10 protein-coding genes are annotated in these 11,544 nt (G+C 71.0%); 1 reads left to right on the top strand and 9 read right to left on the bottom strand.

Features of this window, described 5'->3' with window-relative positions:
• Positions 1–42 precede the first annotated feature (42 nt).
• The gene (locus tag GA0115233_RS18440) at positions 43–321 is read left to right on the top strand and encodes a hypothetical protein (RefSeq protein ID WP_141689533.1); all 279 of its coding nucleotides are present in this window, start codon (positions 43–45) and stop codon (positions 319–321) included.
• Positions 322–478: 157 nt separating this feature from the next.
• Here the strand turns inward: GA0115233_RS18440 and GA0115233_RS18435 are convergent, their stop codons facing one another.
• The 9 genes from GA0115233_RS18435 to GA0115233_RS18395 form a co-directional block, all read right to left on the bottom strand.
• On the bottom strand, positions 479–1,057 hold the full coding sequence (locus GA0115233_RS18435; protein ID WP_093721341.1) for a LuxR C-terminal-related transcriptional regulator: 579 nt from the start codon (positions 1,055–1,057) through the stop codon (positions 479–481).
• 869 nt (positions 1,058–1,926) lie between these two features.
• The gene (locus tag GA0115233_RS18430; protein ID WP_093721340.1) at positions 1,927–3,363 is read right to left on the bottom strand and encodes an endo-1,4-beta-xylanase; all 1,437 of its coding nucleotides are present in this window, start codon (positions 3,361–3,363) and stop codon (positions 1,927–1,929) included.
• Positions 3,364–3,542: 179 nt separating this feature from the next.
• The gene (locus GA0115233_RS18425) at positions 3,543–4,391 is read right to left on the bottom strand and encodes a carbon-nitrogen hydrolase family protein (RefSeq protein WP_093721339.1); all 849 of its coding nucleotides are present in this window, start codon (positions 4,389–4,391) and stop codon (positions 3,543–3,545) included.
• Positions 4,388–5,146: a flavin reductase family protein gene (locus tag GA0115233_RS18420; RefSeq protein WP_093721338.1), complete on the bottom strand. Its 759-nt coding sequence runs from the start codon at positions 5,144–5,146 to the stop codon at positions 4,388–4,390. Before GA0115233_RS18420 ends, GA0115233_RS18425 begins: the two co-directional genes overlap by 4 nt.
• Entirely contained in the window at positions 5,143–6,132 is a 990-nt protein-coding gene (locus tag GA0115233_RS18415) for a formylglycine-generating enzyme family protein (protein WP_093721337.1), read from the bottom strand. The genes GA0115233_RS18420 and GA0115233_RS18415 overlap by 4 nt, the downstream gene beginning before the upstream one ends.
• Complete coding sequence (ribA, locus tag GA0115233_RS18410; protein ID WP_255310257.1) at positions 6,129–6,713, bottom strand: GTP cyclohydrolase II; 585 nt, start codon at positions 6,711–6,713, stop codon at positions 6,129–6,131. Before ribA ends, GA0115233_RS18415 begins: the two co-directional genes overlap by 4 nt.
• A 107-nt stretch (positions 6,714–6,820) precedes the next feature.
• Positions 6,821–8,704: a WD40 repeat domain-containing protein gene (locus GA0115233_RS18405; RefSeq protein ID WP_093721335.1), complete on the bottom strand. Its 1,884-nt coding sequence runs from the start codon at positions 8,702–8,704 to the stop codon at positions 6,821–6,823.
• A 37-nt stretch (positions 8,705–8,741) separates the two neighbouring features.
• A complete protein-coding gene (locus GA0115233_RS18400; protein WP_255310254.1) occupies positions 8,742–10,223 on the bottom strand; it encodes a WD40 repeat domain-containing protein in 1,482 nt (493 codons plus the stop codon).
• Between the two features lie 623 nt (positions 10,224–10,846).
• Complete coding sequence (locus GA0115233_RS18395) at positions 10,847–11,332, bottom strand: PepSY domain-containing protein (protein ID WP_093721334.1); 486 nt, start codon at positions 11,330–11,332, stop codon at positions 10,847–10,849.
• Between the last annotated feature and the right edge of the window lie 212 nt (positions 11,333–11,544).

Genomic DNA, 11,544 nt, shown 5'->3' with positions numbered 1-11,544 from the left:
CGTGGCGACGCCTGTCCGGCCCCGAAGACGGAGGGAATGCAGATGAGCGCGAAGCTGGCGGAGGTGCGTTCCGCACTGGCGAGGTTGCACGGCAGCGTCGAGTCGCTGCGGTCGGCCGACGGCGATTCCCCTTACATCCGGAGGCTGATGAACGACCTGGACCGCTTCCGGGTGGACCTGGAGGACATGCCGGTGTCGGCTGCCCGCAAGGTGCGTGCGGAGGCACGGGAGCTGGTCCCGATCCCGGTGCACGACTCGCCGCTGGAGCACACCCCGTGGCCGGACGCCGACGACGAGGGCATCGGTGGGCACCGCCGCTGACCGGCACAACGACGAACGCCGGCTTCCCGGTTGGGACGGGAAGCCGGCGTGACGGAGCCGTGGCGGCGGCTGCTGCCTCATAAGGCGCACGGGGTGCACAGGGCGCATGAAGTGCGCAAGGTGCATGAGGTGCGCGCGGTTCACTTCACGAAGAGGTTCACTTCACGAAGTCGGGTACGGCGCGGGGTGGCCAGCTGCCGACGGTGAGCACGCCCATGGAGTAGGCGCGGGAGACGAGGGCGGCGCGGTTGGGGGCCTTGAACCGGCGGAGCATCAGGCCGACGTGGTATTCGACGCCCTGCCGGCTGAGGTAGAGGCGTGAGGCGAGCTGCACGGTCGAGGCGCCGGTGGCGACGCCCTCAAGGATGCGGGCGTCGAGGGCGGTGAGCATGGGCGTGGGTTTGGCGGGCCGCTCGGCTGCCTCGGCGGGCTCGTCGTCGGGGCTCATCAGGACGACGACGCCGGACAGGTCGTCGCCCTCGCCCTTGACGGCGATGCCGGTGAACTCCGCGGAGAAGACCCGGTCGTGTCCGCGCATCGCGACCACCCGCTCGACGAAGCGGGTGCCGTGGCCGTTCGACAGCTGGGAGAAGTGCTTGGACAGCACGTTGCGGGCGCTGGGGTGCAGGATGTCGTAGATGCTGCGGCCGCACACCTCCGTGGAGGGCAGTGCGACGTGCCGGAAGAAGTCGGCGTTGGCCGCCTCTATCTTGAGCCCGGGGTTGAGGCTCGCCATGCAGGTGACATTCTGCGAAGCGGTCGGCCGCCGGTCTCCTCGACGGGCACTGCGCGGGAATTCCGGATGACCACTGACCTTTGTCGACCTGTCGGCGTGCGGGAGCATGGAAATATCCCCTCCTGGACGTCACACGTGCTCGGAATGCGATGCAGCGAAGAAATGGAAGCGGCCGCCACGGCACGTTCGTTCCATTCGTTTATCTGCGTCGATGGCGGCGACATTAGGTGGGCCGCGTCCAGGGAGTCAACGAAGGTCCGGACCGACGGGGAAACACTGCGGTGTCTGGGGCGGACGGGTTCGGTCATCGCGCGTAGCGGGGGTTCGGTGCCGGGGTTCGGTACGGTCACGCCCGCACCGGTGGGTACCGCACCACCGAGTGACAACCACACGGCACGGACATGACGGCCCTGTATCTCGGGCAGGCGTAGCGCCCTCAACACCCCCACGACCTGCGGCTAAGACAGGACGTCCGCAACCGGAGCCGAAACGTCCCCTCGGGACGACCGAACGGTCACGCAGTCCGTGCCCGCCGTACATCACGGCACGATAACAATGAGGGTCACCTGGTTTGAGTTCACGAATCTGGGGTAATCGGCCGCGGATTGCGGGCCGCCCCCAGGACACGGAGCCCTGCCCCCAAACGACCTCCGCAGGATTTGCTTCCGGAATCCCCGCCCCACCCCGTACCCACTCCGGCCCCACCCGGAAACCTCGAAGAAACTTACCGGAGAAACGCCGGGACACCGTAAGAATTAATTCCCCGGGACAATTCGGTGCCGCTCGCAGCGCACCCCGCGAAGAACGAAGGAGGCCCGCGCCCGACGCCGCGGCGTACGGACACGGGCCCCGTCAGGGTCCGAGGAGGATCAGGTGCGGGTCCAGCGCTGGTTGCTCCCGCCGGAGCAGGAGTAGAGCTGAATCAGCGTCCCGTTCCCGGTACCCGCTCCCACCGCGTCGAGGCACAGGCCCGACTGCACTCCGACGATCGTGCCGTCGGAGTTGAGGCGCCACTTCTGGTTGTCGCCGCCCCAGCAGCTGTAGATCTGGACCCTGGTGCCGTTGCCGGTACCACCGGCGTCGAGGCACTTGTTGCCGTAGACCCTCAGTTCACCGGCGTCGGTGTACGTCCACTGCTGGTTGCTGTTGCTGTGGCAGTCCCAGAGCTGGACCTGGGTGCCGTCGCTGGTACTGGCGTTGGGGACGTCCAGGCAGCGGCCCGAGCCGACGCCCTTGATCTGGCCGCCCTCCTCGGTCGGCGGGGGCGTGGTGGTGCCGCCGTTGAGGGCGTTGAGGACCGCGGTGTACGCGGCCTTCTTACTGCCGTCGTTGTTGAACAGCAGCGGCGTCTGCTCCGAGCGCCAGGAGTCGCTGTCCCGCACACCCCAGACCGTGATCCCGAGGCAACGCGACACGGCCAGGCAGTCGTTGACCACGTTGGCGTAGGTCGAGGCGGGGGCACCCTGGATGTCCAGCTCGGTGACCGCCACGTCGACGCCGAGGGCGGCGAAGTTCTGCAGCGTGGTACGGAAGTTGCTGTTGTACGGGCTGCCGCTGTTGAAGTGCGACTGGAAGCCGACGCAGTCGATCGGCACGCCGCGCTGCTTGAAGTCGCGCACCATGTTGTACATGGCCTGGGTCTTGGCCCAGTTCCAGTTCTCCACGTTGTAGTCGTTGTAACAGAGCTTGGCGGACGGGTCGGCGGCGCGCGCGGTGCGGAAGGCGACCTCGATCCAGTCGTTGCCGGTGCGCTGGAGGTTGGAGTCGCGGCGGGCGCCCGAATTGCCGTCCTCGAACGCCTCGTTCACCACGTCCCACTGCGCGATCCGGCCCTTGTAGTGGGCCATCACGCCGTTGATGTGGTCGATCATCGCCTGGCGCAGGGCGCTGCCGCTGAGGGACTGCATCCAGCCGGGCTGCTGGGAGTGCCAGGCCAGAGTGTGGCCGCGTACCTGCTTGCCGTTCTGTACGGCCCAGTTGAAGACGCGGTCGGCGGAGGAGAAGTTGAACTGGCCGCGCTGCGGCTCGGTGGCGTCGATCTTCATCTCGTTCTCGGCCGTGACCGAGTTGAACTCACGGTTCGCGATCGACGTGTACGTCGAGTCGCCGAGCCTGCCCGAGGCGATGGCGACGCCGAAGTAGCGGCCGCTCTGAGCCGCCGCGGCGCCCAGGGTGCTCTCGGCGGCGTGTGCGGACGGCGGGGCGACCAGTGCGGTGACCACACCGAGGGCGCCGGCCAGCAGCGCCAGCAGCAGTCCGCGGGCCCTTCGGCGGACATCGAGTCTGGGGAGGGCGTAGAAGCCCATGACGGTGCCTCCAATATTCCAGTACAGGAATCACGGAATGACTTGAGCACGGGGAAAGCGCCGTCCGCACCCGCACGGCGGACGTCCGAAATTTCGACTCGCTTGCGGTTTCCCAGACAGGATGATTGGGAGTTTGACGATGGACCGTCAACCCTTCTCGCGGAAAAAGTTTCCGAATCTCACTCGAAACTTTCGGAGTTCCTCGGGCGCCCCGTCGGCAGCGACGCCCTGTACTCGCCCAGCATGCGCAGGTGGACGCGCGTGTCGGTGATGGTCCTCGGGGTCAGGTCGGCGTAGAGGATCGTGTCCCCCTCCGCCTCCGCCTCCGCCTCCGTCGACCCGTCGGGGGCGTACACCGCCGCGGCGCCCGCGCAGGGGCGGTGCGCGGGGCCGCCGAGGGCGTTGGCGAAGACGGTGTAGACCGTGTTCTCCAGGGCGCGGGCCTTCAAGTAGATCGCGGCCCGGTGTTCGGTTCCGGTGGCGAAGGCGGCCGGGTACAGCAGGGCCTCGGCGCCCGATACGGCCGCGGCGCGGGCGTGTTCGGGGAAGGACATGTCGTAGCAGACGCCGAGTCCGAGCCGCCGGCCGTGGACCGTCAGCTCCCCCGGCCGGGTACCGGCGGTGAACAGGGCCGCTTCCTCGTCGTGCCACAGGTGCTGTTTGTCGTAGGGGACCGTGATGCCGCCGGTCGGGTCGATCGCCAGGAGGGAGTTGGTGAGGCTGCCGTCGGGGTGGCGGACCGCCGCGCCCATGAGGACCGTGATGCCGTGGTCGGTCGCGGCGCGTGCGAGCGGGGACAGCCGGACGTCGGTGACCGTCCGGTCCTCGTCCGCGTGCACCGTCGCGGCGTGGGTGTGCCGGGCGAGCTGCGGCAAGTCGTAGGCGCACAGGTGCAGTTCGGGCAGGACGACCAGCCCGGCCCCCGCCTGTGCCGCCTGAATCGCATTCGCCGCAGCCGTACGGGCGTTGCCGGTGATGTCGAGGGAGCGGGCCGGGGTCTGTGCCACCGCGATGCGCAGCACGCTCACCGGGCGGCTCCGGAGATGGCCGAGAAACCAGGTTTCGCGCCCTGTGTCTCCACTCTCACCCTGTACCCCGGCTCCACCGCGCACGGCGGTTCGATGTCCACCAGCAGGTCTCCGTGCGCGGACGACGGGTGGGAGCCGAGTGGGGTCGGGGCTCCGTCCGTGTCGAGGAGGGTGACACGCCAGGTGCGCGTGCTGTCGTGGGCCGGGGCGGTGGCCGCCACCCGGAGGACGCCTCCGGGGCGCAGTTCGGCGGTCGCGACCACGGCGGTGCGTACGAGAGGGTCGCCCAGTCCGTACATGGCTCCGTGCTTGACCAGGGGGCGGCGCGGGCGGTCCGGCACGTGCTCGGCGACGACTTCACCGATGTACATGGTGTGGACGGGGAGGTCGACGGTGCGGCGCAGCAGGCACTCCACCGCCGCGACACCGCCCTTCACCCAGGGCGTGGCGGTGGCGTCGGGCTCGCCGAGGCGGATCGGTTCACCGGCGGTCTTGTCGATGTCGGTGAGCGAGTGGCTGCCCGCGAAGTCGGCGATCTCGGCCTGGTCCTCGGCGCACAGGGTGACCGAGAACTCGCCGCTGCCCTCGATGAGTTTGCGGGTGGCGGAGCGGGGCCCGAGTACCACCGCCGCGTACAGCGGCTGCTTGTTGACGAAGAACGCCCACTCCGCCGACATGACGTTGGTGACACCGTCGTGCCGTGTGCAGACCAGGCCCACGGTGCTGGTCAGTTTCTTCCACAGGTCGCTGGTCATACGGCTGCCTTCCTCGGGTCGCCGGCTCCGCTCAGGGCGAGGCGGAATCCAGCCGGGTACAGCGGGCCGGGGAAGGGCCCGTGGCGGCGTCGGGTGCGGGTGAGGTCGCCGAAGCGCGCGAAGCTTCCGCCGCGGGCGACGCGGTAGGTGCCCATGGTCTGGACGAGGTGGTCGGGGACGAACGGGCCGCCGGGGTAGGGGCGGTAGGCGTCGGACACGTACTCCTCGACGTTGCCGCCCATGTCGAGGGCGCCGAACGGGGAGCGGCCCGCGGGGAAGGCGCCGACCGGGGTGGTGGTGTGCACGCCGGTCTCCCGGGTGTTGGCGGCCTCCGGGTCGAAGGTGTTCCCCCAGGGGTGGGCGAGCCGGTCCGGGCCCGCCGCCGCGTACTCCCACTCGTCCTCGGTGGGCAGGCGCCAGGGCCGGCCGGTACGGCGGGCGAGCCAGGCCGCGTAGGCGTCGGCGTCGGCGGGCTGGATCCCGGCGACGGGGTGGTTGGCGCGGTCGTAGGGGTAGGCGCCCAGGTACCAGGTGGTGGGGCGGGCGGGATGGCCGGTGTCGCGGAGGAAGGTGTAGTACTCGCGGTTGGTGACCGGGTAGGTGGCGATCCGGTAGGGGTCCAGGTGTACTTGGTGGGCGGGGACTTCCTTCTGGATCCACTCGCGTTCCACGCCCACGTGGGCCCATCGGCCGACGACCGCGTCGATCTCCGACTCCGGTAGTCCGATCTCCACGGTGCCGCCCGGGACTTCGCACACCGCCGGGATGTCGGTGATGCGGGGGTCGCCGATGAGGGCGAGGATGCCGCCGGCGGCGAGGCGTTCGGGAAGCGGGGCGGTGATGTCCTCGACGAGGGCCGCCAGTTGCCCGGGATCCGGCGTGGCCGTGCGCGCCGCCGCGTCAGCGGGGATTTCGAAGCGGGCGGGGTCGGCGAGCCCTGCGTGTTCCTTGAAGTGGGGGGAGGCCGCCACGTCCTCCAGTCTCATGCGGGGGCCTCCGTGTCGAGGGTGGGCAGGGAGAGGTGGTGGCCGCTGCGGGCCTTCGCCGCCAGATAGCGGGCGTTGTCCGTGGTGAGGTGGACGCCGGTGGGCAGGGTCTCGGTGACGTCGATGCCGTGGGCGCGCAACTGCCGTACCTTGTCGGGGTTGTTGGTGAGCAGGCGGACCCGTTCCAGGCCCAGGGTGCGGAGCATGACGGCCGCCGTCAGGTAGCCGCGCTCGTCCGCGCCGCGGCCGATGAGCCGGTTCGCCTCGAAGGTGTCGACGCCGTCGTTCTGCAGCAGGTAGGTGTCCAGCTTGTTGTAGAGGCCGATGCCGCGGCCCTCCTGGCGCAGGTACAGCAGGGCGCCGCCGTGCACGGCCAGCATGCGGAGGGCTTCGTCGAGTTGGGGGCCGCAGTCGCAGCGCGTGGAGCCGAGCACATCGCCGGTGAGGCATTCGCTGTGCAGTCGTACCAGGGGTGGATCGGTGTCGTCCCAGGGCGCGAAGAGGCAGGCCAGGTGCTCACCGTCGTCGGGCAGTCCGTGGAAGGTGACCAGTTCGGCCCGCTGGCCCAGGGCGCGGCGCAGGGTGACGGGGACCCGGGCCCGTACCGTCGCGGCCGGTACGGCGGCCTCCCCGTGGGCCGTGGCGAGGCTGCGGACGGCGGACCGGGGGCCGCCGCCCTGTTCCGGGGTCAACTGGCCACCGCCCAGACGGCCTGCCGGGCACGGCGGACAAGCATGTCGACGTCGAAGCGGCGCAGCACCCGCACCTCACCGGCCGCGTCGAGGCCCACGACGAGGATCTGTCCGTCCCAGCCCGCGACCGCCACCCGGCGTGCGTCGATGCGGTGCATGCAGGACACGCCCTGCCGGAACTCGTCGACCAGGCGTCCCGAGGCGAGGTCGGTGCCGTGTGCCCAGTCGGTGCGCCAGCGGTAGACGCCGAAGTCGTAGGAGCCGGCGAGCACCACCGGGGAGTCCGGATCGCCCAGCAGCGACACGCACTTGACCGATTCGTCGGGTCCGAGCAGGGTCTGCCGGTGCACCACCTGCCAGCCCTCGCCGTCGTCGCCGCGCTCCACCAGCCCGACCTTGACGGTGTGGTCGCGGGAGACGGTCGCGACGATCCGGTCGTCGAGGGTGGCGACCGCGTTGACCAGGTTGCCGTGCTCCCACAGCACGCTCCGGTCCCGCAGCGAGCCGACGGCGAGGGTGCGGTCGGTCGCGGCGGAGGCGAAACCGCCCGCGAACGGCACGAGCGACTTCACCGACCCCTCGTGCGGGGCGCCCCGGCCCACCTCGGCCAGCGAGGTCGCCTCCAGGCCGATCAGGGCGCCGTTGTAGGTGCCCGCCACCAGTCGCCGGTCGTCGACGCGGCACAGGGAGGGCACGGGCGCGCCCAACCGGTTGCTGACGGCGAGGAGTTCGCCCTCGTCGTTGCAGCGGTGCACATATCCGGCGTAGGTGCCCGCGTAGAAGTCCGGGCCGCACGTCGTGAGCGACAGGACGGGGCTGTCGGAGACCGGCAGCAGGCGTGGCCGCTCGGGGCCGTCCCTGTCGGGGTCGAAGGCGATGACGGTGCCCGAGTCGCAGCCGACGAGCAGCTCACCGCCGAGCACGGCCATGGCGTTCGGCCCGTGGTTGGGTGCCGTCGGCTCGGACAGGGAGGTGGCCGTGGTGAGGTCGACCAGGTGGGGGCCGTTCCAGAAGCTGCCCACCGCGGCCACACCGCCCGGGGCCACGGTCACCGAACGGGGCCACATGCGGGGGTCGCCGAACCGGTGCCGCCGGGTGCCGTCGGCGTCGAACACGTGCAGGCAGCCGTCGTAGGCGCCGACGACGAAGGAGCTGTCGTCCTCGGCCCAGGCCACGGCCCGTGCCGCGGTCCCGGCGACGGTGACGCTGCGGCGCACCGCGAGGCGGGGGGTGAGCAGTTCGGCGACGCCGTCGTCACGGGTGATGGCCAGCGTCCTGCCGTCGTGCGACCAGGCGCAGCCCTCGACGGAGGCGGTGGAGCGGTACTCGGCCGCACGGTCCGGGCGGTCGGGGTCGCGTACGGCGATCAGGCCGTCCTCGCCGACGGTGGCGACCAGGCCGTCCCTGCTGACCGAGACCATCATGCAGTGGGCCGTGTGGGAGCCGACCTCGCCCTCGAAGGTGCCGGTGCGGGTGTCCCACAGGGTGGCCCGGCCGTCCTCGGAGACGCAGATCAGCCGGTGGCCGTCGGGCATCCAGGCGACCGCGTTGACGTCGTCGGTGTGCCGGGCCAGCACGGTGATCAGCTCGGGCCTGCGGGCGTCCGGGTGCTCGGGGATCCGCCAGACGGCGACCGTCTTGTCGGCGGAGGCCGTGGCCAGGACGTCGGGGCGGACGGGATTCCAGCGGGCGGAGTTGACCAGGCGGCGGTGGTGCAGGCGGGTCAGCGGCCGGGGGCGGGCGGGGGCGGTCACGTCCCACAGCAGCACGGTCCCGTCGTACGAGCAGGTCGCCAGGCGCTTCCCGTCGGGGCGGAAGGCGACGTCGGTGACGGGTGCGGCATGCCCCTCCGGTCCGGGCCTCAGATCGATGGCGCGCAAGGGTTCCTCTCCTCGGTTCGTGGTGCGGCGCGGGCGCTCAGCTCGCGGCGGTGGTGGCGGTGGCGGCCGGTGTCGGGCGTGGGGGGGCCGCCGTCACGGCCTCCCCGGCGTCGTGGGCGCGCGCGTCCGGGTGGGTGGCGCCCGGGTGGGTGGCGTCCGCCGTCCGGGCCTGTGGGGTGTCGCAGGCGTCCGCAACCGCCGTCGGGTGGTCCTGGTGGCGCAGGGTGTAGTGGACAGGGCGGCGCGGCAGCCAGTGGTCGCGCAGCTTGGTGAGGACGGGGCGTGAGCCGTCGGTGTGCACGCGGTACAGGGACAGCAGGCCGGTGCGGCAGCCCACGAGCAGGTAGGGGGCTCCGTCGGCGTCCCTGATCACGGTGAGCGCCTTGGGGTAGTCGGGCAGGTCCTCCAGCAGCCCCGCGAACCTCATCCCGGCGTGCTCGTAGGCGGCCAGTTGCATGCCGTACGAGGAGGCGAGGACCAGGCCGTCGCAGACGACGGCGTTCTCCACCGTGTTGGACAGCAGCCGGGACCAGCGGGCGGCGACGCCCACCCCGACCTCGATCTCCTTCAGGCCGCCGTCGCCGACGACGTACAGCCGGTTGTCCTGCACCCAGGCCCGCTTGGGGTATTCGCCCTGGTCGAAGCGCCAGCGCAGGCTCGCGCCGGTGGCGTCGAGCACGGCGATGACGCCGTTCCTGGTCACCAGGACCCTGTCACCGTCCGGGAGGTAGGCGGTGGCCCACACGGGCAGGCCGTCCACGTCGAAGCGGGCGAGGCGGGAGCCGTCGGCGGCGTCCAGTTCGACGGCGCCGCCGTTCGTCGCGACCAGCGCCCGGCCGCCGTCCGGGGAGACCGCGACGGTGTGCGCCAGGTCCGGCAGCGGTACCCGCCACCGTACGGTCCCGTCGCGGTCGGAGCGGAATACCGTCCCGTCCCGGGTGATGCCGACGCATCCCGACTCGGCCGGCGCCACCCGCCGGGTGAAGCCCGCGCCGGTGAGGTACTCCGCCTCCACCCGAACCATCGGCCCCGCCGCCGAGTCCGCGACCCGGGCGACGGCGACCCCGGAGTCGGTGGCGCAGTACAGGGTGCGCGGGTCCTCCCGGGACGGCTGAATGTCCCAGACCGCCTGGCGGCGGTGGGCGGTGTCGCGTACGAACCCTCCCTCCGCGTCGAGTTCGACGACCGTGCCGTCCTGGCACAGCACGTACACCTGCCCGGCGGAGCCCACCGTCAGGTCGCTGAGCTGATGAGGGAATCCGGTGACGGTGCGTGAGATACACAGTTCCCGGCGGGAGTTGTCGAAGATGTGCAGTTCACCGTCGAAGCCGCCGGAGTAGGCGCGGGTGAAGTCCGGGGAGAAGGCGACGAACTCCACGTCGTCGCGGGCGAACAGCAGCTCGCCTTCTTTCTCTCCCGTCGGGCTCACCACCACGACCCCGTTGGCGACGTCGGCGTTCTCCCCCTCGCCGAAGTCCTGGGTGGCCCAGAACCGGTCGTGCAGGGCGTCGTAGCGCACGCGGTGGATGTTGCCGTCGTCGAGCTTGACCAGCTCGGGGAAGACCCCCGTCGGAGAAGGAGCCGAACCGCAGGTGCCCGCGCTTGTCCGACACGGCGTGCCGGGCGGGGTGTTCGGTGCAGGCCCATTCCATGGGGCTGTCCCCGCAGATGTTCGGCCGGATCTCCAGGACCTCGAAGGTGTGCAGGTCGAGCACCAGCATCTGGCGGTGGTAGCCGCTGGTGACGAACACCCGGTCCTGCCAGACGCCGATGCCGCGCGAGCTGCACGGGGAGGGTTCCTCGCGGGGCCGCAGCCCGGACCGGTCGCCCATCGCCGCCGGGTCGAGGCGGTCGACCAGCTCCAGGGTGTCCAGGGACCAGCGGAACACCGCGCCCATCCGGTCCTTGCCGATCACCCAGCCGTCCGCGACGGTCAGCCCGTACAGCGGGCGGCCCTGCCGGACGAAGGGCGAGGAGGCCACCGGGCGCAGTTCCCGGTCGAGTCGGTGAATTCGGCCGAAGGCGTCCGAGGCGAGCAGGCCGCCACCGTCCAGGGCGAGAATTCTGACGAAACGGTCCGTGGGGGTCACGACGTTCTTTCCCGTTCTTTCTCCGATGGGGTCCTTTTACGGAACTGCTCGGCTACTTGCTCGGGTTGGCACCCTCGCGGTCCGGACCGTCGTCGTCACCGTCGTCACCGTCACCGTCATCGTCGTTTCCCTCGTCGGTGTCGATGTCGTCGTCATCGTCGTCATCGGCGTCGTCGCAGTCGTCGAGGGTCGTGGCGTCGGCGGTCCTCAGGACGTCACCGGTCGCGGCGTCGAGGGTGACCTGGACCGGCCCGTCGCCCTGATCGAGGGTGACCCTCCAGACCGTGGTGCCGTCCTTCTGCACCATCGTGACCTCGGTGACCCGGCCGTCGCCGGCGGACCGCAGGGCGGCGTCGGTGGCCGCGGCCACGGTGCCCACGGCGAGTTCACCGAGGCCCGAGGAGCTGTCCGAGCGGACCTGAACGGCCGCGCCCCCGGCGGCGGGTCCGTCCGACGCCTCGCCGCCCATGGCGACGCCGGCACCGCCCAGCATGATCCCGCTGACGACAATCGCGGCGATCGCGTTCTTCTTCCGCATGGCCGACTCCTTCACGTCGAATGGATCTGACGCTTCGGAGTTTTGGCGCGGCGCGGAGTCAATTCCAGGCGGAAGGCCAAGGGTTGGCGGTGTGCTCTCGAAAGCTTGCCGTTCTTAACCTTCCCCTTGAATTCTCCTGGTCGGGCCTGTCGGCATGCCGTCAGAAGGCGTTCGCCCCCGCCTTCCGGGCGGTGACGCGCGGGCCGCGGCTC

Source organism: Streptomyces sp. DI166 (assembly GCF_900091315.1).
Lineage (GTDB): Bacteria > Actinomycetota > Actinomycetes > Streptomycetales > Streptomycetaceae > Streptomyces > Streptomyces fuscus.
The sequence above is the reverse complement of the archived record's forward strand: the minus strand, read 5'-3'. Positions and strand labels throughout refer to the sequence as shown.